Source organism: Streptomyces sp. NPDC001315, assembly GCF_042896175.1.
GTDB lineage: Bacteria > Actinomycetota > Actinomycetes > Streptomycetales > Streptomycetaceae > Streptomyces.
On record NZ_JBIAWZ010000005.1, the window covers coordinates 285,031 to 305,765 of the forward strand.

Annotated in this window: 18 protein-coding genes and 3 pseudogenes; 10 read left to right on the plus strand and 11 right to left on the minus strand. The window is 68.6% G+C overall.

Annotated features, from left to right (window positions below; genetic code table 11):
• Positions 1–105: 105 nt before the first annotated feature.
• Together ACFY16_RS17385 and ACFY16_RS17390 are read right to left on the minus strand one after the other, a co-directional pair.
• Positions 106–1,116: pseudogene (locus ACFY16_RS17385) on the minus strand (enoyl-CoA hydratase/isomerase family protein).
• Between the two features lie 68 nt (positions 1,117–1,184).
• The gene (locus tag ACFY16_RS17390; RefSeq protein WP_390647970.1) at positions 1,185–2,345 is read right to left on the minus strand and encodes an iron-containing alcohol dehydrogenase; all 1,161 of its coding nucleotides are present in this window, start codon (positions 2,343–2,345) and stop codon (positions 1,185–1,187) included.
• Between the two features lie 355 nt (positions 2,346–2,700).
• On the opposite strand from ACFY16_RS17390, the gene ACFY16_RS17395 reads away from it, so the two are divergent.
• The 3 genes from ACFY16_RS17395 to ACFY16_RS17405 all read left to right on the plus strand — a co-directional run bounded on the left by ACFY16_RS17395 (position 2,701) and on the right by ACFY16_RS17405 (position 6,867).
• Positions 2,701–3,945 carry a tyrosine-type recombinase/integrase gene (locus ACFY16_RS17395; RefSeq protein WP_390647971.1) on the plus strand — a complete coding sequence of 415 codons (1,245 nt, stop codon included), beginning with the start codon at positions 2,701–2,703 and terminating at the stop codon, positions 3,943–3,945.
• On the plus strand, positions 3,942–6,503 hold the full coding sequence (locus ACFY16_RS17400; RefSeq protein WP_390647972.1) for a tyrosine-type recombinase/integrase: 2,562 nt from the start codon (positions 3,942–3,944) through the stop codon (positions 6,501–6,503). The genes ACFY16_RS17395 and ACFY16_RS17400 overlap by 4 nt, the downstream gene beginning before the upstream one ends.
• Before the next feature lie 160 nt (positions 6,504–6,663).
• On the plus strand, positions 6,664–6,867 hold the full coding sequence (locus ACFY16_RS17405; RefSeq protein WP_390647973.1) for a Tn3 family transposase: 204 nt from the start codon (positions 6,664–6,666) through the stop codon (positions 6,865–6,867).
• A 130-nt stretch (positions 6,868–6,997) separates the two neighbouring features.
• Here the strand turns inward: ACFY16_RS17405 and ACFY16_RS17410 are convergent, their stop codons facing one another.
• From ACFY16_RS17410 to ACFY16_RS17420, 3 genes are all read right to left on the minus strand, one after another.
• On the minus strand, positions 6,998–8,203 hold the full coding sequence (locus ACFY16_RS17410; protein WP_390647974.1) for an alpha/beta hydrolase family protein: 1,206 nt from the start codon (positions 8,201–8,203) through the stop codon (positions 6,998–7,000).
• 103 nt (positions 8,204–8,306) lie between these two features.
• On the minus strand, positions 8,307–8,645 hold the full coding sequence (locus ACFY16_RS17415) for a winged helix-turn-helix domain-containing protein (RefSeq protein ID WP_390647975.1): 339 nt from the start codon (positions 8,643–8,645) through the stop codon (positions 8,307–8,309).
• A complete protein-coding gene (locus tag ACFY16_RS17420) occupies positions 8,642–9,385 on the minus strand; it encodes a hypothetical protein (RefSeq protein WP_390647976.1) in 744 nt (247 codons plus the stop codon). Before ACFY16_RS17420 ends, ACFY16_RS17415 begins: the two co-directional genes overlap by 4 nt.
• 28 nt (positions 9,386–9,413) lie before the next feature.
• On the opposite strand from ACFY16_RS17420, the pseudogene ACFY16_RS17425 reads away from it, so the two are divergent.
• From ACFY16_RS17425 to ACFY16_RS17435, 3 genes and pseudogenes are all read left to right on the plus strand, one after another.
• Positions 9,414–10,078: pseudogene (locus ACFY16_RS17425) on the plus strand (recombinase family protein).
• 13 nt (positions 10,079–10,091) lie between these two features.
• A pseudogene (locus ACFY16_RS17430) lies at positions 10,092–10,244 on the plus strand (LysR family transcriptional regulator); the annotation flags it as partial.
• 104 nt (positions 10,245–10,348) lie between these two features.
• On the plus strand, positions 10,349–10,957 hold the full coding sequence (locus ACFY16_RS17435) for a LysR substrate-binding domain-containing protein (RefSeq protein WP_390647977.1): 609 nt from the start codon (positions 10,349–10,351) through the stop codon (positions 10,955–10,957).
• Positions 10,958–11,094: 137 nt separating this feature from the next.
• Here ACFY16_RS17435 and ACFY16_RS17440 read toward each other — a convergent pair whose 3' ends face one another.
• Complete coding sequence (locus ACFY16_RS17440; RefSeq protein WP_390647978.1) at positions 11,095–11,697, minus strand: TetR/AcrR family transcriptional regulator; 603 nt, start codon at positions 11,695–11,697, stop codon at positions 11,095–11,097.
• A gap of 167 nt (positions 11,698–11,864) precedes the next feature.
• Between ACFY16_RS17440 and ACFY16_RS17445 the strand changes: the two genes are divergently transcribed.
• Complete coding sequence (locus ACFY16_RS17445) at positions 11,865–12,578, plus strand: SDR family oxidoreductase (protein WP_351613369.1); 714 nt, start codon at positions 11,865–11,867, stop codon at positions 12,576–12,578.
• Positions 12,579–13,020: 442 nt separating this feature from the next.
• Here the strand turns inward: ACFY16_RS17445 and ACFY16_RS17450 are convergent, their stop codons facing one another.
• The 4 genes from ACFY16_RS17450 to ACFY16_RS17465 form a co-directional block, all read right to left on the minus strand.
• Entirely contained in the window at positions 13,021–13,851 is an 831-nt protein-coding gene (locus ACFY16_RS17450; protein ID WP_316783514.1) for an enoyl-CoA hydratase/isomerase family protein, read from the minus strand.
• Between the two features lie 112 nt (positions 13,852–13,963).
• Positions 13,964–14,770: a strictosidine synthase gene (locus tag ACFY16_RS17455; RefSeq protein ID WP_316783516.1), complete on the minus strand. Its 807-nt coding sequence runs from the start codon at positions 14,768–14,770 to the stop codon at positions 13,964–13,966.
• A gap of 32 nt (positions 14,771–14,802) precedes the next feature.
• A complete protein-coding gene (locus ACFY16_RS17460) occupies positions 14,803–15,669 on the minus strand; it encodes an alpha/beta hydrolase (RefSeq protein ID WP_316783518.1) in 867 nt (288 codons plus the stop codon).
• A 66-nt stretch (positions 15,670–15,735) separates the two neighbouring features.
• Positions 15,736–16,731 carry an NADP-dependent oxidoreductase gene (locus ACFY16_RS17465; protein ID WP_316783520.1) on the minus strand — a complete coding sequence of 332 codons (996 nt, stop codon included), beginning with the start codon at positions 16,729–16,731 and terminating at the stop codon, positions 15,736–15,738.
• A gap of 149 nt (positions 16,732–16,880) precedes the next feature.
• On the opposite strand from ACFY16_RS17465, the gene ACFY16_RS17470 reads away from it, so the two are divergent.
• Positions 16,881–17,504 (plus strand): TetR/AcrR family transcriptional regulator, encoded by a 624-nt coding sequence (locus ACFY16_RS17470; protein ID WP_316783522.1) that lies wholly within the window; start codon positions 16,881–16,883, stop codon positions 17,502–17,504.
• Between the two features lie 144 nt (positions 17,505–17,648).
• Here the strand turns inward: ACFY16_RS17470 and ACFY16_RS17475 are convergent, their stop codons facing one another.
• Complete coding sequence (locus ACFY16_RS17475) at positions 17,649–18,320, minus strand: helix-turn-helix domain-containing protein (protein ID WP_316783524.1); 672 nt, start codon at positions 18,318–18,320, stop codon at positions 17,649–17,651.
• On the opposite strand from ACFY16_RS17475, the gene ACFY16_RS17480 reads away from it, so the two are divergent.
• Together ACFY16_RS17480 and ACFY16_RS17485 are read left to right on the plus strand one after the other, a co-directional pair.
• On the plus strand, positions 18,307–19,227 hold the full coding sequence (locus tag ACFY16_RS17480; protein ID WP_316783526.1) for an alpha/beta hydrolase: 921 nt from the start codon (positions 18,307–18,309) through the stop codon (positions 19,225–19,227). The two genes, ACFY16_RS17475 and ACFY16_RS17480, sit on opposite strands and share 14 nt — an antisense overlap.
• 593 nt (positions 19,228–19,820) lie before the next feature.
• The gene (locus ACFY16_RS17485; RefSeq protein ID WP_316783528.1) at positions 19,821–20,732 is read left to right on the plus strand and encodes an alpha/beta hydrolase fold domain-containing protein; all 912 of its coding nucleotides are present in this window, start codon (positions 19,821–19,823) and stop codon (positions 20,730–20,732) included.
• Positions 20,733–20,735 lie beyond the last annotated feature (3 nt).

Here is a 20,735-nt window from a genome sequence, read left to right on the forward strand (position 1 = left end):
CTCGCGGTAATCGCCGCTCATGACGGACAGGGCCTGACAGGCTTGCATCGACCACGCACCGGCGCCGTGGACGGCTCCGCGTCCCTCCCGACCCCGCGGAATTACTCAGGACTGCAGCGTCCGTCCGCCGTGCGACGCGCGTTGCCAGTGGGGACTGCAGTCCTTGTCGACCAGGGCCGCACGGACGCCCTCCAGGAAGTCCGGCGTGCGGATGGTCGTGCGGGTGAGAGCGAGTTCGATGGCGAGGCATTCGCGCAACGTGTACTGCCTGCCCCGCGCGAGCAAGGCGTGAGTGATCTCCAGGCTCTGCGGCGAGGCCCCCTCCAGGGCGGCCAGCGCTGCTGCGGCCCAGGGGGCGTCGAGGTGGTGCAGGCGTTTCTCGATCTCGCCGAGGGTCGGCGCACCGAACGCCCAGTCCACGTCACCGCGTACGTCCGCCAGCCTGCTCTCCGCCACCGGGGAACGGCCGGCAAGACGGTTCAGGACGACGTCCACCGGGTCACCGGGGCTGTCGGCCAAAGCGTCCGCGACCGCGGCGAGCCGGTCGCTGGGGACGAAGTGTGTGGCCAGCCCCGTGTACAGGGCGTCGGCCGCGTCGAGCCGGTGCCCGGTCAGTCCCAGGTACATGCCGATCGCGCCGGGCAGCCTCGGCAGAAAGTAGCTGGCCCCGATGTCCGGGAAGAACCCGATCCCGGTCTCGGGCATCGCCAGCACCGCGCTCTCGGTGACGACGCGGAAGCCGCCGTGGACGGACAGCCCCAGACCGCCACCCATACAGAGGCCGTCGATGAGCGACACGATCGGGACGGGATACTCGGCGATCCGGGCGTTGAGCCGGTATTCGGAGGCGAAGAACCCTTCACTGGCCGCGGCATCCCCGGCAAGGCTGTGCTCTCGGATCGTGCGAATGTCTCCGCCGGCTCAGAACGCCTTCGTGCTGGTGCTGGCGAGCACCACAGCGGACAGGCGGGTGTGCTCCCGTGCGGCGAGTGCGCCGTCGATGGCGCCGACCATGCTCGTCGTCAGGGCGTTGAGCGCCTTGGGCCGGTTCAGCAGGATCCGGCCGACGCCTCGGTGCACGTCGGTGAGAACCTCGACCGCAGCGGTATCAGTCATGGCTCGTCATCTCGCACTCCGCGTGGACCTGACTGTCGTGGCCATCACGGTTCCTCACTCGCCGGGTGTCAGGCGTAGATCTGGGCGTAGAGATCCTGGATCTCGTCCGCGGTGGGTACGACGGGGCTGTTGGCCGGGGATCCGGACTCGAGCGCCTGCTCTGCCATGAGGGGCAACAGGCGGAACCACTCGTCCTCGTCGATGCCGTGGGCCCGAGGGGTGGGCACTTCAAGATCCTTGCACAGGTCACGGAGCGCCTCCACGAACCTCTCGGCGGCCATGGCGTCACTGTCGCCGTCGGTGGCGGCTCCGAGGGCGCGGGCGCAGTCGGCGTACCGGCTCTCGGCGGCGGGCACGGAGAACGCCGTCACCGCGGGGAAGAGCATCGCGTTCGACAGACCGTGGGCAACGTGGAAGTGAGCGCCGATAGGACGGCTCATGCCGTGCACGAGCGCCACGCTGGAGTTGGAGAAGGCGATGCCGGCCTGGGTCGCGGCGAGCATCATCGCCTCGCGAGCCTCGACGTCTCCGCCGTCGACGTAGACGCGGCGGAGGTGGCGGCCGATGGTCCGGATCGCGTTCAGGGCAAGGCCTTCGGAGAACGGATTGGCCCTGCGGCTCACGTACGCCTCGACGGCATGAGTGAGCGCGTCGACACCGGTGTCCGCGGTCAGCCGGGCCGGCATCGACAGGGTCAGTTCGAAGTCGACGACGGCGGCGACCGGCAGGAACGCCGGCCCCGGACAGAGCATCTTCTCGTCCGTCGCGCTGTCGGTGATGATGGTGAACTGGGTGGCCTCCGAGCCGCTGCCCGCAGTGGTCGGGACCGCGATCACCGGAAGCGCCGGGCCGAGGCTGGTGTGCGGGGCCTTGTAGTCCCGCATCCGGCCGCCCTGGACGCCCAGCAGGCCGAGGGCCTTGGCAGTGTCCATCGGGCTGCCGCCGCCGAACCCGATCACCGAGTCCGCCCCGTGTTCCCGCAGCACGGCCAGGCCCGCCTCGAGCGAGTCGGTCGTCGGATCCGGGACGGTGCCGGCGAACAGGCACGGCTGTAGCCCGGCATCCCTCAGCGTCGACATCAGGCGTTCCGCCACACCCGTCCCGGCAAGGAACGCGTCCGTCACCAGCAAGGGGCGGTGCAGGCCCAACCCTGCAACGACGTCACCCAGCTCGCCGACGGCACCGCCGCCGACGCGCAGGATCCGCGGGAGGGAAAGGCTGGCAACCATGGCGGCCCTTTCGGCAAGAACAGCGGAGCATGTCGCGCCCGCTGCCCCGACTGTGCGACCCCGCACCGTGTGCAAACAACCACCAATGGCGCACACCGACTGTGCAGAAACGCAGATACGGTGGGACTGTGCATCCCCACTCCCCGGACGAGAGCCCCGCTCCACGGCCGGCCGGCTCGCCTCGCTCCATCGATCCGCGCAGACTCCGCGCGGACGACCTGCGCTACCTGCTCGCGGTCTCCCGTACCGGAGTCGTTGACCGGACAACGGAAGGACACGCCGGACGGGTACGCATCCCCCGCTTGGTCTAGTCGGTAGACGTTGTGCATCCCGACGACGAAGGAGCGCAACGGAGTTGAACGAGCAATCCCGTGACGTCCGCACCATCCAGCTTCCGCAGTGGGGGCGGGTGGCTGCAGACCCAGGCGTCGTGCCCTGGCTGGTCCTCGATGAGGAGGGGAAGGCCGTGCAGCCGGTCCGCAGGTTCCTGATCGACTTCATCGCCCGGGACAACCGAACCGGCAGCGTGCGCAGCTACGCCTACGACCTGCTGCGCTGGTGGCGGTGGCTACGGGTGATCGATGTCGAGTGGAACCGCGCGACCTCGGCGGAGGTGCGGGACTTCGTGCTGTGGCTCAGGGCCGCGACGAAGCCGCGCAGATCGGCGCGTACACATTCCGCGTTGACCGCGGGCACCACGAATCCGATCACGAAGAAGACGTACCTGGACGACCGCTACAAGCCGCGGACGATTCGGCACAGCAACGCGGTGCTGCGCAGCTTCTACGACTTCTGGATCGAATCGGGCGGCGGCCCGCTTGTCAACCCGGTGCCGCTGGCGCGATCCGATCGGCGCCGGCCGCATGCCCATCACAACTCGCTGGAGCCTTTCCGACGGGGCGAGGGACGGCTGCGCTACAACCCGAAGGTGCCCCGGCGCAAGCCCCGGCAGATGCCGGACGAGCGGTGGAACGAGCTGTTCGGGGCCCTGCGCTCAAACCGGGACCGGGCGATCCTGGCGCTGGCGGTCAGCAACGGCGCCCGCGCGTCCGAGCTGCTGGGTGTCCGCGGAGTCGACCTCGACTGGGGTGATCAGCTCATGCGGGTCGTGCGCAAGGGCACGTTGGCCGAGCAGTGGCTGCCCGCCAGCCCGGAGGCGTTCGTCTGGACTCGTCTCTACCTCGCCGAGGGACCGCCGACCGATCCCCGGGCCCCGCTGTGGTGGACCCTGCGCCGCCGGGATCACGGTGAGGGGCTGGCCTACCAGTCCATGAACTACGAGGCTCTGCGCGCCGTCTTCCGCAGGGTCAACGCCCTGCTGGGTACGAACTGGTCGATTCACGACCTACGCCACACCGCCGCCCTGCGCATGGCCCGCGACGAGAGCCTGTCCCTGCGGGACGTGCAGACCATCCTTGGCCACGCCCACCTGAGCACGACGGCCGACGTCTACCTGGTGGAAGAAGAGTCCCAGGTCATCCGACGCGTTCAGGACCACCTGGCCGAGCTCAAGGAACGGGCGAAGCGCCCCGCCCCACCCGTCGCGGCGGGCTACGACGCGAGCGACCTGGACGTGTTGTTCGGCGGGGGTGCGGCATGACCCGCCAGGCACCCCGTCGCGCCAATTCCATCCGCCGGGCCGGAACCGGCCCGACGCCACCACGACCGCTGTTCGTCGAGCACGACCTGAAGGCTGACGAGGGCCGCATCGGCCCGCACGACCAGCTCGGCCGAGACGAAGTCCTCGCCCTGCTGCCCACCTTGCGGGCCTGGCCGCAGAGAACGTACTGCCGCGGAGTCGCTCCTGGGGCTCGACGCCTCGCAGGAGCGGGCAAGATCCTCGACTGGCTGTTGACCCACCCCGGGGAAGGCTGGCAGGCACGCTGGCGCGCCGCCGACGCCGACCGCAGCAAAGAGTGGGTCAGCGCCCTGACCGAGGGCGATCCACGCTGCGAAGAGACGCGGCGCAGCGAAATCCTCCTGGGCCTGAACAGCCTCATGATCAGCAAGATCGTGCTGCCCCGCCACGGGTTCCTCCGCCGCTTCAAGGCCCTGACGCTCCTCAAGGACGTTCAGCGGATGTTCCCCGCCGGCCGACTCGATCGCATGCGCGAGTACGGGGCCGAACTCGGCATGACACCTCGACACATCGACGAGGGCCTACGGGTGATCTCCGCGATCATCCTGCACACCGGGCGTGACCTCGAAGAACTCACCAGCGAGGACATCTTCCACCTGCGGGCTGTCGCCCGCCGGGACCGCGGAGAAGCCTACGTGGGCACGCACTCCGCCTGGGACCTGCTGCGCGGCATCGGCGTCATCGACTCCAAGGACACCCTCAAGGACGCGCTGCGGCACGGCCAGCGGCCCACCGCCGAACTGGTCGACGCCTACAACCTCCAGTCCAACCCCGTCCGTAACATGCTGGTCCGCTACCTCGAAGAACGCCGACCGGGCGTCGACTACGGAACCTTCCGCGGGCTGGTAAGCGAGTTGGCGGGCATCTTCTGGGCGGACATCGAGGCCCACCACCCTGGCATCGACACCCTGCGCCTACCCCAGGACGTGGTCGACGGCTGGAAGGAACGTCTGACGACCTACACCGACAAGAGCGGCCAGGTGCGTGAACGCCGTTCCCGCATCGACGTGATGATGCGTGTCCGCGGCTTCTACCTGGACATCCAGGAATGGGCCCACGACGACCCGTTCTGGGCCCAGTGGGCGGTCCCCAGCCCGATCACCCGCGGCGACGGAGCGGGCAACCACAAGATCATCGCCCAGGTCCACTCCCGGATGCACCAGCGCGTCCGTGAACGCTTGCCACACCTGCCGCTTCTGGTGGAGACCGCCGAGCGCGTCCGGCGCGAAGCGGCCGCGCTGCTGGAAGCCGCCCGCGCCACCCCCTTCGAAGAGGTCTTCGAGCACGAAGGCACCCGCTACCTGCGCATCCTGCCCAAGGTCAACCAGATCCCCAGCCGCCTGGACCACGGTTCCCAGCACGTCTACATCAAGGAGGTTGGCAGCACAGGTCGTCGGATCAACCAGAGTGTTGTCGAAGACGACGCTTTCTGGGCCTGGGCAGCCATCGAAACCCTCCGCCACACCGGTGTCCGCGCCGAGGAACTGACCGAGCTGACTCATCTCGCGCTGGTCTCCTACAAGCTCCCCGAGACCGGCGAGATCGTCCCGCTGCTTCAGATCGTGCCGTCCAAGAGCAACGAGGAACGGCTTCTGCTCGTCAGCCCCGAGCTGGCTAGTGTCCTGGCCACCATCGTCAAGCGCCTACGTGACGCGAACGACGGCAGGATCCCACTGGTTGCCCGCTACGACCACCACGAGCGCGTCACCGGCCCGCAGCTCCCTCACCTCTTCCAGCGTCGGCCCTACTGGCAGGCGCAGGTCATGAACGAGACCAGCATCAAGCGCCTCCTCGACCGCACCCTCGTGGCGACCGGGCTGCGCGACGCCGCCGCGGGCGAGCCCTTGCGCTACACCCCGCACGACTTCCGTCGGATGTTCGCCACCGAAGCTGTCACGGGCGGCCTGCCCGTCCACATCGCCGCGCGAATCCTCGGTCACAAGACGCTGACCACCACCCAGGCATACCTCGCCGTCTTCCAGGACGACCTGGTGCGGACCTACCGCAGCTTTTTGGACCGGCGCAGGGCTGACCGGCCCCAGGAGGAGTACCGCGAGCCCTCCGAGCAGGAGTGGCGCGACTTCCAGCAGCACTTCGAGCTACGCAAGGTTTCCCTTGGCACCTGTGGACGGCCCTACGGCACTCCCTGCAAGCACGAACACGCCTGCATCCGCTGCCCTGTCCTCCAAATCGACCCCTGCCAACGGGGCCGCCTCATCGAGATCATCCAGAACCTCCGCGAACGCGCCCGCGAAGCTCGCGGCAACGGCTGGCTCGGCGAAGTCGAAGGACTCCAGGTCAGTCTCGACGCCGCCACTGCCAAGCTCAACAGCCTCAGCCGGGCCCCGGCCGACGGCCGACCCCAACTGGTCGACCTCGGCATGCCCGTCTTCACCGACCCACCCGCCACTCCCACACCCCCAGGAGAGTCCCCGCATGCACCCGATGCGCCTGATCTCGTTCGGCTGCCTGCACCTCCCCACGGGTCCGGGCGGCAGGCCGATCCCGCCAGCCGCTGACCGCGTCGAGGGTGGAACCACCGGAGCCGGTGGCGGTCGACTGGCCTGGTCCGCGGCCCGGAATCTTCTTGGGTCAGCGCGGCGAGCTGCGGCAGAACTACCACGAGGGTATGAAGGACCAGCTCGGCGCGCTGGGACTGGCCCTGAACGCCGTGGTGCTGTGGAAAAGCCTCTACCTGGACGGGCGGTCAAGCAACTCGCCGCTGGCGGCTTCCCCGGCACCGACGACCTGCTGGCTCGCCTGTCACCGCTGCAGTTTGACCACATCAACTTCCTCGGCCGCTATGCGTTTTTCCGTCCGCAGGAGGCCGGCCGCAGGCCGCTGCGCGAACCCTCGACCGGCGGGGAGGACGACGGCGAGTGATAGGAGCGCCAATCGCGCAACGGAAGGGCTGCGCGGACGCGGACAGCCGGCCTTGCGAAGGCCGCGCCCGGATGGCGACGGCATTCCTGAGAGTCTTGGGCGGACCGCGCAATGCGCGGCCCGACGCTTCTTACGGGATGAACTTCACCTCTGGGAAGGCCGCGCTCGGGCCGTCGAGCAGATGTCCCCGGCGGTGTCGCAGGTGTCGGTCGAAGAACGCGAGCGGGTAGGCCTGCTGGATCCGGACCGCCCGAGCCGGATCGAGGGTGCCGATCATGTCCTGGATCTGCTGGCTCGTCATGCCGAGGACCTTGCCCGCTTGCGGGATCAGTGTCGCGTCGTCGCCGTACGTCTGGTGGATGGCCCCGTCGGCCTGGATGTTCAGCCGCCAACCGCGAAGGTGTGTCCAGAACTCGGCGACGTCCGGCATGGCAGCCCGGGTAAACGAGGCGGTCATCATCATGAACGGCCGGTCCAGGTCGGTGGTGATGGTCGGCTGCATCGGACCGTCGATACTGAGCCCGGCGCCAACGCGCTGGTCGGCAAGCATGGTGAGCGCGGTGGCGGTGCCGCCCTTCGACCAGCCGAACGCGCCGATGCACCTCGGGTCGAGGGCGCCGGGCAGTCCCTGGGGCAGTGGCCTGCCGTCGACGTCGGGGTTGTGCCCGGCGGCCATGGCCTCGACGGTGTCGAGCACGAACCGGAGGTCCGTGGCGAAGTCCCGGGGACCCAGGAACGGCGGGGCCTCTGCCGGCACGGTGAGTCGGCCGTCGGGGAACTCGCTGAACGCGTCGTACGTGTGGTCGACGGTGACCACGGCGTAGCCGTGGCTGGCGAGTTCCTGGACCATGATGGTGTGGTCGCCGCGATGGCTGCCCGCGCCGTGCGAGTACACGAGGATGGGCAGGCGGTGGTCCGTTTGGTGCACGGGTGCGCCCATGTGTGCGGCGGTGAGTGGGCCGAGGGCGGGATCGAGGGGGAAGCCGACGTCCGCCAGAATCGCCCGCAGCGCACCCTGGGTCATCCAGGGAGCACGCGGCAGGTCCTTCGTCTTGCAAGCGGGGTACCAGACGCTGGCCATCAGCTCGCGGTGATGTCCTGGGCCGGCCGCAGGATCCGGACGCGAGGTGTCGACGAGGTGGAGCGGCACCGTGCCCACTGGGTGCGGCCCGGTGGGCTTGGGCAGCGTGAGCCGCGACAGACCGGGGGCGGTCGGAGCCGCCCACGCCTGGCGCGCTGCGCTGATCGGCACGGCGGCCCCGACCCCCGTTATCAGTGCGGTTGCGAGCATGCGACGGCGCGTCATGTCCGTCGTGGTGACCGGTGTGATGGTCACGTGTCCTCCCTGGGTTTCTTGGACGATGTTCGGCGTGCTGTCCGGGTCCGCCGGACGTCGGCGGGAGCCGCTCACGGCTCACCACGGTTCGCCGGGATGCGGATCAAAACTCTGGGGCTGAGCTGCCGTGCTCGATCTGGTGGATGAGTCGCTTGAGCTGGGTTACCTCGTCCCGCAGGGCGCGGTCCCCCGCGGGGGTGAGGGAGAGCCAGGTGCGGGCACGTTTGCCCTCGTAGCCCTTCTCGATCTCCACCAGCCCGGCCTTCTCCAGCACGGACAGATGCTGGCTGAGGTTTCCGGCAGTGAGGCCGAGCGCCGTGCGCAAGAAGCCGAACTCGACCCGGCGCGCCTGGTGGGCAACGGTGAGGATGCCCAGGCGCACGCGCTGGTGGACCACGTCGTCCAGGCCGGTGACGGGGTGCTGCTCGGGCTGATCGGTCATGACGCGTTGCGCCTGCCGGACAGCTCGGCCAGGCCGAAACCGAGGGCACCGAGCAGGAGAAGCACGCCGGGGATGCCGAAGGTGGGCAGAGCGGACCACGGCGAGGTGAACGGGATCCCCGACCAGCCGGTGGTGAGCGGCACCAGCTCGATGGCCAGGTACACCACAGCGAGCAGCAGCAAGGCGAGGCTGCGCTCCACCCAGGCCAGCACCAGCAGTGGCAGCCCGACGGCCATGGCGCTCCCGGCGAGCCGTTCGAGGAACCTCGTCACCTCGGAAGCGGGGTCGAGGTGCAGGCCCCAGAAGTCGAGTGGTTCGCCGAGCTGTGGCATCCCGTGTCGCAGGCTCCACATCGCGGTGGCACTCGCCAGGGCGACCAAGACGATCCCCGTCAGGACGTAGGGCCGGACCCGGGTCCCGACGCCGCGGTTGCGGGAGCGGCGGATGTAGAAGAACGCCGTCGCGGCGTAGGCCAGGGCGAGACCGAGGGGCCAGTAGACCGCCGAGCCCTGCGTGACCAGGGTGCAGCCGCTGCCCGCGGCTTCACCCGCTGGGCAGGCAACGGTCTCGACCTTGAAGGTGAAGCGGCCGACCAGGATCCCGCCCAGTGTGAGAACGCCCAGCAGCAGGAGGGGGAACCAGGTGCCGCGCTGCGCGGCACGGACCTGGCGGGTCAGGTCGCCGAGGCCTGCGAGGACTTCGTGGGGAGTGCCCGGAGAGGACGTCGATGCGTCTGTCATGCCGTCAGCTTTGCATCACAAACTAGTTATGGCAAGAAATCTGTGTGCACTCCAAGTTCGGATCCGGGAACCCGGCGGGCAAAAGCTCGACCGCCAGATCGACGCACTCACCGCCTCCGGGTGCCGACGCATCTTCGCCGACAAGAAGTCCGGCAAGGACGACCTCCGGCCCGAGCTCAAGGCCGACCACGCCTTCCTCGCCGTCGGCGACACCTTGGTGGTCCCCGCGCTCGACCGCTACGGCCGCTCCTTCAAGGACTTGGGGAACATGGTCGGTAACTGCGCCGCCGGGTGATCGGGTTCTGCTCGCTGCACGAGTCCCTGGACACCCACCCCGGCGGCCGACTCGTCTTCCGCGTCTTCGCCGCGCTCGCCGAGTTCATCCGCGAGCCGATCGTTTCCGGCACCCGCGAGGGCTTGGACGCCGCACGCTCCCGCGGCCGGGTCGGCGGTCGGCCCACCGTGGCCCCGAGATCATCCGCGCCGCCCGCGACATACAGCCCAACCCCGCGAACTCGATTACCTCGATCGCCAAGCTCCTCGGGGTCAGCCCCGGCACCCTCTACAACCACATCCCGGATCTGCAGGAGCTCTGAGCCTCCGGCCGCGTTCCGAACCAGCTCACTGGCAGCTGACCGCTCCTGCTACTGGCCGTTCCGATCCTCCCCGAGGGCCACCTTCCTCGCGCGCTAAAGGGCGCCGAATCGTGATCGTTTTCTTAGTCCGGAAAAGACGCCTGGTGACAGCCGCCGACGCACTCGGGGTGGACCACACCACCGTGTCACGCCGTGTCGCCGCGCTGGAGAAGAGCATCGGCCTGCGCCTCATCGAACGCGGCCCGGACGGATGGACGCTGACGGAGATCGGAAGAGCCATCTCGGACAGCGCGCGCGTGATCGAGGAGGCCATCGACCGCGTCGTCGACACCGTGGAGGGCCAGGACTCACCAACCTGCACGGCACGGTGCGCGTCAGCGCGCCCGACGGCTTCGGCACCGCCTTCGCCACGCCCGCCCTCGTACGGGTGCGCCGCCACCATCCCCAGCTCCAGGTCGAACTCATCACCGCGACACGGCAGCTCGCCCTGCGCCCGTCCGGTTTCGATCTCGCCGTAGTCATCGGCGTTCCCTCCAGCAGCCGCCTGGTGACCGAGCACCTCACCGACTACACGCTGGGGCTCTACGCCTGCGACGACTACCTGGCCAAATACGGCCGGCCGAAGTCGCTGGCGGAGCTGCGCGAGCACCCGCTCATCTTCTACATCGAGTCCATGCTGCAGGTCGGCGACCTCGACATCGAGCGCCACCTTCCCGGCATGACCCCCGCCTTCTCCTCGACGAACGTCTTCGCCCAACTCGAAGCCACCCGGCAGGGAGCCGGCATCGGCGTCCTTCCGGCCTTCCTGACCCAGCGGACGCAACTGCGCCGGCTACTCCCCGACGAGATCGACATCCGGCTCCCCATCACCCTGGCCGTCCGCCGGGAGACGGTGACACACGCCGCCGTGCGCGCCCTGTGGGCCGCGCTACGGCAAGAGGTCGCCGAACGGGCCGATGAACTGCTTCCGGAGTGAACGCCGGCGAGATGCAGGTGCGGTGGAATCCCGCCGATCGAACCACAGCCGCCGCCCGGTCGCGGCGGTCGGGATCAGAGCCATGGCGTAGCCGAAAACCATCCTGATGATCGCCTGGGACGGAGGGCGGCCGCGCTTCAGCGAGGCAGCAGGACGTCGACCTGCCCCCGGATGTCCTGCAGGATCTCCTCGACGCTCAAGCCGATGTTCACGCTCACCGCCATGCTGAGGAACATCACGGCGGACACGATGTGTGCCAGCGTCGCGGCGTCGCCCTCTGCGACCCGCTCGTCTCGGCGGAGCACGGCGGCGACGGCCTCCTCGGTCTGCGCGACGATGGCGAGTGCCGCACCGTGCCGGGGCTCCTCGGGGTCGCCGAAGACCATCTCTCGCAGGTAGGTACGTCCGTTGTCGATCTGGGTGCGATTGCACTCGACGATCGGCCGGACGATCGCCATCACCGCGTCCAGCACGCCGGGGACGGTCTCGGCGTCGGCCCGGCCCTGCTCGAGCGCTTCGATGTACTTGGCGTTCTGCACGAGCAGGAGGAGTTCGCCCTTGGTCTTGGCGTAAAGGAACAGGGTCCCGGTGCCGATGTCGGCCTTGTCGGCGATCTGCTGGGTCGTGACGTCGTCGACGCCGTGTTCGGCGAACAGCTCCGTGGCGGCGGCGACGATGCGGTCGAATTTCTCCTGCTTGTTCCGCTCGCGCCGTCCGACCGGTCGGGGGGCGACAGACATGGCGGTGTCCTCCGGAATAGATTCTGACTGTAGTCAGTTATGATTACACTCGCTACCGCGTGGGCTCGAATATGGCTGTGCTCATTCTCCCATGGCAGGGCGAGCAGTCATTGCTCCACCCGTGCAGAGCCACGCACCTCACATCCCCCTGGAACGAAGGAACACCCATGCCCTCCCTCGATGGAGCAGTCGTCCTCGTCACCGGCGCCAATGGCGGTATCGGCACCCACTTCGTCCACGACGCCCTGGCTCGCGGCGCCGCCAAGGTCTACGCCACCGCCCGTTCCCCCCGCGCCTGGGACGACGAACGCATCGTCCCCCTGACCCTTGACGTCACCGACCGCGCGTCGATCGACGCGGCCGTCGCCGCCGCGGCGGACGTCACCGTGCTAGTCAACAACGCGGGCGCCACCCCGCCGAGCGCGAGCCTGCTGGACGTCACCGAGGCGGACATCCGGGCGAACATGGAGACGAACTTCTTCGGACCAGTCCTCCTTGCCCGCGCCTTCGCACCGATCCTCGCCGCCAAGCAGGGGTCAATCCTCATCGACGTGCACTCCGTTGCCAGCTGGTACGCCTTCGGCGGCGCCTACAGCGCGTCCAAGGCCGCCCTGTGGTCGGCCACCAACTCTCTGCGCATCGAGCTCGCACCCATGGGCGTCCACGTGACGGGTGTGCACATGGGCTACGTCGACACCGACATGGCCGCGCACGCCGAGGGACCCAAGATGCTGCCGACGCAGCTGGTGACGACGGTCTACGACGCGGTCGAGGCCGGCGAGTACGAGGTCCTGGCCGACGAGTTGACCCAGGGGGTCAAGGCGGCTCTGAGCGGCCCGGTCGAGGCGCTCTACCCGGACCTGCGCGGCACGAACGCCTGAACTTGTCCTTCGGTCCCGATGTGATCTCCTGACGTCGGGACCGCTTGATCCATGGGGTTCGAACGGTGTGCCGGCATCGCGGAGGCGTGCACCGTCGTATCGGCAGTCGGCCCAAGCAGCAGTCCGATCGATCAGCAGCCCGGCACCATCGGTGCAGTCACCCAGCGACCGCCAAGGACACTTCCCCGACACCACCCGCAGCCCTGTCGGCGTACAAACCGCGCCACTGGGTGGTGAGCCCTGGACCACGGTACGGAAGACGTCGAACACCGCACCGCGTCCGCAGCAGCCCCGATCCGTCGGTCGTCCTCGATGGTGACCGGGCTTCGCGCCATCGTTCCCCTCCTCCATCGGGCAGGCGTACGACGACCCAGATGGGACTCGCGACAAAGCGAGCACGGCCGCGGCATCTGCTGCGTACGTGCTCGCTTCCTGCCGGGTGTCAGCGTTGCTGGTTGGCGACGCCGATGTGGTGCCCGAGACGGTATTCGAAGTCGATGCCGGCCTGTTCGGCGAGGGCCTGCGTGCCTGCGGCCCGGGTGAGGAAACCGGGGAGGGTGAGGGAGTGGGCGAACTCGCCGTACGCGGCGACCAGGTCCGCGTCCGGGGGCAGGGATGCCCGGTTGATCTGGGCTTTGGCCGAGGCGAGTGAGGTGCGGTCGAAGGAGGCCAGCCGGGCGGCGACGGTGCCGACGAAGGCGTCGAGTTCGCTGTCGGGGAGGGCGCGGGTGACCCAGCCCCAGCGCTCGGCGGTGTCGGCGTCGTAGTCGTCGCTGGTGAGGATGGCTTCCAGGGCGCGGTCGCGTCCGATGGCCCGGGGGAGGCGTTCGGCGCCGCCACCGCCGGGCAGCAGTCCGCTGCCGACCTCGGGCTGTCCGAAGATCGCCTTCTCATGACTGGCGTAGCGCAGATCGAGGGCGAGGGCGAGTTCGTTCCCGCCACCGCGGGTGCGTCCCCGGATGGCCGCGATGGTGATGTAGGGCGCTTTGGAGAGTTCCAGGACCAGATTCGTCCATGCCGGCACTGCTTCCGGGTCCTCGGGGGCGGGGAAGTCGGCGGCGGCAGCCAGGTCGAAGTGGTTGTAGAAGAAGTCGGGGGTGGCGCTGTCGAACAGCACGACCTGGATGTCCGGGTCGGTGGCCAGTTCTTCGACGATCTCGATGAGGCGCAGGACGGTCTCGCCGGTGATGAGGTTGACGGGCGGGTTGGCGAAGGTGATCTTCGCGATCTGCGGTGAGGTGCGCTCGAAACGGATGGGGCTGTGCTCGCTCATGGCTGGCTCCGGATACGGATTCGGATGTGTGAGGGGTGTCAGACGGCTACGGGGGCGCGAGGAGGGCGGGGAAGCATGGCGCGGATGCATTGCTGAGCAGAGCCCGCGCCGCTCACTCCTCGTAGTGCGGGAGGATGTCGCCGTTCCTGACGTATGTGAGGGCGGCGGTGACGTCGTAGGCGTGGATCGCGGAGACCTGCGGTGCCAGACGGTTGGACAGGTCCTCGATCGCGTTGCCGGTGAAGAAGGCGTCCCGTGCTGCGGTGTCGGCGAACCCGAGGCTGACCGAGGCGTGGAAGTGCTGGTCCTGGGGGTTGTCGTGGGCGACGTCCGGGGTGTCCCAGAGCTTTTCGCTCCAGGGCAGGAACGTCTGCGTGCGCAGTTCCGTCAGCGCTCCGGTGCCGGCGAGCGTGGGGGCGAGCTGCTCGTTGACGAACTTCCGGAAGGCGCCGGAGACGACCCCGTTTCTGCGGCGAAGGTAGATCAGCGCGCGGGCACCGACCGTCTGTCCGGGGCCTGCGACGTCGTACCAGCGGGATGAGTTCGGCGGGCCGGCGTAGAGCAGGGTGCGGCGGAACACGTTGATCTCGTCGGCGTAGGCCAGCTTCGTCTGCTTGCGCCCTTTCAGGGGTGCAAGCACCGATTGGAAGGTGACTTCCGCGACGCCGTCGATCTTCCGGTCGGCGGGGATCGCGGTCTGGACCCCGTCGATGGCCGGCCACAGGCCCGGGTTGTGCTCGGCGAGGTGGATCTGCCGGTACTCGTCCAGGCCCGGGGTGGCGGAGATGATCCCTGAGTGCGGGCCCTTCCAGTGGTCCATGCCGGTCTGGCGGGGCTGGTCGGTGCGCACCCACAGCAGGATCGAGGAGGTGAGAGGCTTCTTCACTTCCGGGGGCGCAGCGACCAGTGACGTGCTCATGATGTTGCCCCTTTTTCCTGGTCAGGTGGTGGTCATCGGGCCAGGAACTCGACCGCTACGGGGGCGAACTCCTGGTGGTACTGGAAGATGCCGCCGTGCCCGGAGTCGGGGTAGATGATCAGCTCGCTGCCCTTGATGCGCCGGTGCAGGTCCTCCGACAGGACCGACGGCACCATGCGGTCGTTGTCGCCGTTGGCGATGAGGGTGGGCTGCGTGATCGACGACAGGTCGTCGGGGGCGGAGCGCCCCCACTTCTTGATCGCCTTCAGCTGTGTCTGGAACGCCTTGGTCTTGATGTCCGCGTCGCGGTCGACGGTGCGCTCCTTGAGCCGGTTGACGAACGCGCGTGCGGCGGGCTTGCCGGTGGCGTTGCGGTTGAAGAACAGGAACTCCTTCGGGTCCGAACGGGTCAACGTGGCACGCAGGATGTCCCAGTAGGTGACTCGGGCGACCTTGTCCATGTCCTTGCCGCCCTTGGGCCCGGTGCCGGTGAGGACGAGCTTGCGGACGAGCTCGGGGTGCTTGACCACCAGGGCCTGGGCGACCATGCCGCCGAGGGAGAAGGAGAAGACGTCGATCTTGTCGTACCCGAGCGCCTTGACGAAGGTGTAGGCGTCGTCGGCCATCGCCTCGACACTGTCCGGCACCTGGCCGGTGGACGCCCCGACACCGCGGTTGTCGAAGGCGATGACGTGACGGCCCTTCGCGATGGGATCGATGATGCGGGGGTCCCAGTTGTCCAGGGTCGCGGCGAGGTGGACGAAGAAGACGACGGGGATGCCGCCCTTCGGTCCCAGCTCGCGGTAGGCGTAGGTGACGCCACCGGCACTGACGGTGCGGGCCGGGGCCTTCGCATAGGACGTGATGACGGCTTCGTTCGGGATGTCGGTGCTGCTCATGACGGATTCTCCTTGCGTGTTCTGTGTCGCTGTGTGTTTCGTGTCGCCCGTCGCGGTTGCGGCGGGTCAGCTGTTGCCGATGACGGCCTTGCCGCGGATGCCGCCCTGGGACAGGGACTGCAGCGCCTGCGGGGTCTGGTCGAAGCCGGCCACCTTTCCCACGACTGGGCGCACCACGCCCTGGTCGATGAGGGTGGTGATCTGGCGGAGCTGGTCGCCGCTGGCGCGCATGAGCAGGAACTCGTACGTCACGCCGAGCTTCTTCGCCTGCTTGCGGATCTTGCGGCTCAGGGCGGCGACCGCCAGGCGCAGCAGCGGGTTGAGGCCGGCCTCGCGGGCGAAAGTGGGCTCCGGGGGACCGGCGATCCCGATGGCTTTGCCGCCGGGCTTGAGCACCCGCAGGGACTTCTCGAGAGTCTCCCCACCGAGGCTGTCCAACACCAGGTCGTAGCCGGTCAGGAGCTGCTCGAAGTCCTGGGTGCGGTAATCGATCACCGTGTCCGCGCCGAGCGCGCGCACGAAGTGCGCGTTGTAACTGCTGGCGGTCGTGGCGACGCTCGCACCGAGGTGCGCGGCGAGCTGGATCGCGATCGAACCGACCCCGCCGGCGCCGGCGTGGATGAGAACCTTCTGCCCGGGCCGCACCTTCCCGCGCTCCACCAGCGCCTGCCACGCTGTGAGCGCCACCAGCGGCAGCGAGCCGGCCTCATTCATGCTGATCGATGCGGGCTTGAGCGCCAGGTCGCCCTCCGCGACGGCGATGCGTTCGGCGAAGGTGCCGATGCGGTCCTGGTCGGGCCGGCCGTAGACCTCGTCTCCGGGCTTGAAGCCGCGGACCGCCGTCCCGACGCCGATGACGGTGCCCGCGACATCGTTGCCCAAGATCAGCGGCAGCTTGTAGGGCAGGATCTGCTTGAACTCACCGGCGCGGATCTTCTCGTCCAGCGGGTTCAGCCCGGCGGCCTCCACCCGGACCAGTACGTCGTGCTCCCCGACGGTGGGCTCGGGGACTTCCGCCTCTTGCAGCGGCTCCTTGTACTTGGTGACGACGAACGCTCTCATGGGGCGCCACTCCTAGAATTTGTCTTATTTATCCATGTCTGCGATTGGATCGCCCAACTCGGTGCGACATCCGGGGTCTCGCCCCGCCCGGCCAATCCGAGTACACTCAACTATGAGTCCACTCAGAAATATTGTCAAGGGAGGTCCCCATGGGAAGCGGTCATATGCCGATCGGGCGCCGCGAGAGGGCCAAACAGGACAAGCGCGAGCGCATCATGACCGCAGCCCGCGAGCTGTTCGTCGAACACGGCGTCGACAAGGTCACGACGCAGCAGGTCGCCCGCCGGGCCGATGTCGCGATCGGGACGCTCTACCTGTACGCGTCCACCAAGGCCGAGTTGCTGATCATGGTGCAGAACGAGAAGTTCGCCGCCGCCGTCGATACCGGCCTCGCCGCCGCGAACACCACCGTCGGACAGGGCGCGCTGGAGCGGGTCATCGCTCTCATCCGTCCCGTCGTGGAGTGCGTGAGGGAGCACATCGAGAACGGCCGCACATACCTGCACGAACTCGTCTTCGGCGACCCGGCCGAGCCCTACCGGCGAGCGGGTCTGGCCCTTGCCGGCCGCCTCGAGGACGGCATCACCGGCCTGCTCACCCGCGACGAGCACGTCGGCGCAGCCGACGCGGCGACGCTGGCACGGGTGATTACCGCGATCATCCACATCAGCACCACCGCCACCCTGTATCTGCACCGCAGCGACGATGCCGTCCTCGCCGACATCCGCGACCAGATCCACGCCACCCTGGCGCCCCACCACCGCGCCGCATGACCGCTCGCTCCACGAGCCAGCCATCAAACCCGAAAGGGGGCACTTCATGAGCACGCACTACGGCGTCGTCGCCCTCGGCGCCGGAACAGCGGGTACGTCGCCGCGATCCGCGCCGCGCAACGCGGCAAGACCACTCGGCTGCGGTCAGGCTTCCGGGCCCCCCGCCTCCGCCCCGTCGACATCGCCGTGTGTCAGTGATGCAAGAATCCCCGCGCGGCAGACATCGAGGATTTCGTCCGCCAGCGGAGAACCGTCGGGGCATGCGCGCGACAACATGACCGCGCCGACCGAGTGGGCGAGCATGTCGATCACCATGGGGCGGGTCGCGCGCTGGTCCGCATCCCCCGGCGTATCACTCTGAGCCTGAAGGGCCGTCAGCAGGTTCTCGATCCCGGCTGCGAACTCTGTTCTGATGTCCGCCGGCTGGCGTGCGGCGTCGCCGCTGAGGGCCGCGATGGTACAGCCGTCACCGCGCCCGTCGCGATGCTCCCTCGAGACGTAGCGCTCGACGAACTCGGCGGGGTCCAGGCCTTCCGCCCGTGCCGCGGTCTGCGCGAGCCCGCTTGCGGACGCTTCGGCCATCAGGTCGGCCTTGGAGCGGAAGTGCCTGTAGAACCCGCCATGCGTGAACCCGGCGTCCGCCATCAGTTCCGCCACACCGACACCGTCGTAGCCGCGCTCGCGGAACAGCCTGGCGGCTGTCGCGACGATGTGGGCACGGTTGCGCTCTGCCTGCGCCTTGGGGACCCGCACGATCGGCCGCCCCTTCCTCAATTGACGCTCGACGATCAAGCGTACATAGATGTCGATCGACATCAAAGGTCTTGACTTATTAAATTACGATCGTCATCCTATTGCTTACCTGTTCCAGAAAGGCCAGACCATGAGTGACACCCATGTGACCGCACCGACCCAGTACATCGAGGTCGACGGCGACCGCTTCGCCTACCGACGCTGGGGCAAGCCCTCCGGCGTCCCGATCTTCCTGCTCCAGCACTTCCGCGGCGGAATGGACAACTGGGATCCGCTGCTCACCGACGGCCTGGCCGAAGGCCGCGAGGTCATCCTGTTCAACGGGCGCGGCATCGCCTCGTCTTCGGGCACCCCACGCAACCGGATGGAGGACATGGCCGACGACATCGCCGCCGTCATCCGGGCGTTGGGACTGGAGCAGGTCGATCTGCTCGGCTTCTCACTCGGCGGCTACCAGGCGCAGGAGGTCACGCTGCGCCACCCCCAGCTGGTACGCAAGCTCCTCCTGCTCGGCACCGGCCTCCGCGGCGGGGACCCGACGAGCGACCCCCAGGTGCCTCAATACGCGCTCAATCCGGTCCCCACCCTGGAGGACTTCCTCTTCCTGTTCTTCGGCCGCTCGGAAGCCGCGGTCGAAGCGGGCCGGGCCTTCTGGGAGCGCCGCCACCAGCGGGCCGACCAGGACACGCCGAGCTCGCCCGCAGTCGCGCAGGCACAGTTCGAAGCGGTTGTCGCCTACGCAGAACCGCTGCCGGGCGAGAATCCCTATGCCTTCCTGAACGCGATCACCCAGCCGACGCTGGTCCTCAACGGCGAGAACGACGTGATGATCGCCTCGATCAACTCCTGGCACCTCGCCCAGAACATCCCCAACGCGCAACTGCTGATCTACCCCGATGCCGGGCATGGAGCGCAGTTCCAGTACCCCGAGCGCTTCCTGAAGCACGCCATTCAGTTCCTCGAGGAGTAGCACCCGTGCAGTCGCTGATGCCTGGTGTGCAATGACGGCCCAGCCCAACGGGTCCCAGGACTGCGACAAGCGCGCCTTCTCATCCATGAAGTCATGTGCGCCTCCACGGTCGCGGACACAGGACAGTCCGGCGGCCGGATCGCCGCCGATCCCGTCGGCCTGACCAGTTGCTCGGCAAGCCGACAGGCCTACCGGTACGGCCGGCCGAGGCAGGCAAGCCCGCGCGATGCAGGCAGGGCGCACTGGCGCCCTGCTGTCGCGCCCGCACCCACCGCCACGCGACCGCACCGAAGCCAAGCTGGACGCGGCGGCAGAATCCCCGGATCGCCGGCGCGGGCGCCGCCCACAGGCGCGTCGCACGCACTCGCCCCACCGGCCCCAGGCGGTCCGGTCCACAGGTCGCGACCCGCCCGGCAGGCGCCCTGAAGGATCCATGCCCGATGCCCCGTCATGGGCCTCCGCGCATCCATCAGGTGACTCCGACCCATCTGAGTTTACTTTCATATACTCAGCCACTAGCGTCATGACCAGTACATCGCCCCGCCCGCCGCGGGGGAACGCGGCACGGCACCCGCCCGACAAGGAGCAGCGCCATGGCAGTAAGCCAAGAGGCACACGAGTTCGCGGAGTTCCTCGCGAGCGTGAGCGCGAAGTCGTCGACACCCGGTCTCGACCTGGCCGTCATCCGCGACATCGTGGACTCGAACCACAAGGCGTCGACCGAGCCGGAAGGCGTCACCTACGCCGAGGTGAACGCGGGCGGCGTCCCCGCCCTCTGGGCCATCCCCGAGGGCGCCGACCCCGACAAGGCACTGCTCCACTTCCACTTCGGCGGATCCGTCACCGCCTCCATGCACTCCGACCGCAAGGCCGCCGGCCACATCGCCAAGGCCGCCGGCGCCCGCTCCCTCGTCGTGGACTTCCGCCTGGCGCCCGAACACCCCTACCCCGCGCAGCTCGACGACGCCGAGACGGCCTACCGCTGGCTGCTCTCGCAGGGCTACGAGCCGCGGAACATCGGCAGCACGGGCCACTCGATCGGCGGCACCCTCGCGGTGCTGCTCCCGCTGCGCCTGCTCGCGCAGGGCGAGGCGACCCCGGGCGCGATCGTCAGCGTCTCACCCTGGACCGACCTCACCATCCAGAACGCGTCGGTGGACGAGAACGAGGACAACGACAAGATGCTCAGCAGGAACACCCTCGAACTCTTCCGAGCAGCCTGGCTCCAGGATCCCGGAGTGGACTTCGCCGACCCCGCGATCAGCCTCGTGAACGCCGATCTGACCGGCCTGCCGCCCACGGTCGTCCACTACGGCGAGTACGAGACCCTCGCCGACGACGGCGCCGAACTCGGCCGCCGCCTCGCGGACTTCAAGGTCACTTCCGAGGTCCACCCGCTGCCTGAGGGACAGCACTCGTTCGTCCTGGGCGCGGGGCGCGTACCCGAGGTGGACGAGGCGATCCAGCAGATGGGTCAGTGGCTCCGCAAGCACCTCGGCGCGTGAGCT

Bases quoted from the DNA above. Each gene is read 5' to 3' on its own strand.
- ACFY16_RS17390 (WP_390647970.1), bottom strand. From the start codon at position 2,345: ATGGTTGCCAGCCTTTCCCTCCCGCGGATCCTGCGCGTCGGCGGCGGT.
- ACFY16_RS17440 (WP_390647978.1), bottom strand. From the start codon at position 11,697: ATGTCTGTCGCCCCCCGACCGGTCGGACGGCGCGAGCGGAACAAGCAG.
- ACFY16_RS17475 (WP_316783524.1), bottom strand. From the start codon at position 18,320: ATGTCGATCGACATCTATGTACGCTTGATCGTCGAGCGTCAATTGAGG.
- ACFY16_RS17445 (WP_351613369.1), top strand. From the start codon at position 11,865: ATGCCCTCCCTCGATGGAGCAGTCGTCCTCGTCACCGGCGCCAATGGC.
- ACFY16_RS17470 (WP_316783522.1), top strand. From the start codon at position 16,881: ATGGGAAGCGGTCATATGCCGATCGGGCGCCGCGAGAGGGCCAAACAG.
- ACFY16_RS17450 (WP_316783514.1), bottom strand. From the start codon at position 13,851: ATGAGCGAGCACAGCCCCATCCGTTTCGAGCGCACCTCACCGCAGATC.
- ACFY16_RS17400 (WP_390647972.1), top strand. From the start codon at position 3,942: ATGACCCGCCAGGCACCCCGTCGCGCCAATTCCATCCGCCGGGCCGGA.
- ACFY16_RS17420 (WP_390647976.1), bottom strand. From the start codon at position 9,385: ATGACAGACGCATCGACGTCCTCTCCGGGCACTCCCCACGAAGTCCTC.
- ACFY16_RS17465 (WP_316783520.1), bottom strand. From the start codon at position 16,731: ATGAGAGCGTTCGTCGTCACCAAGTACAAGGAGCCGCTGCAAGAGGCG.
- ACFY16_RS17480 (WP_316783526.1), top strand. From the start codon at position 18,307: ATGTCGATCGACATCAAAGGTCTTGACTTATTAAATTACGATCGTCAT.
- ACFY16_RS17455 (WP_316783516.1), bottom strand. From the start codon at position 14,770: ATGAGCACGTCACTGGTCGCTGCGCCCCCGGAAGTGAAGAAGCCTCTC.
- ACFY16_RS17485 (WP_316783528.1), top strand. From the start codon at position 19,821: ATGGCAGTAAGCCAAGAGGCACACGAGTTCGCGGAGTTCCTCGCGAGC.
- ACFY16_RS17415 (WP_390647975.1), bottom strand. From the start codon at position 8,645: ATGACCGATCAGCCCGAGCAGCACCCCGTCACCGGCCTGGACGACGTG.
- ACFY16_RS17460 (WP_316783518.1), bottom strand. From the start codon at position 15,669: ATGAGCAGCACCGACATCCCGAACGAAGCCGTCATCACGTCCTATGCG.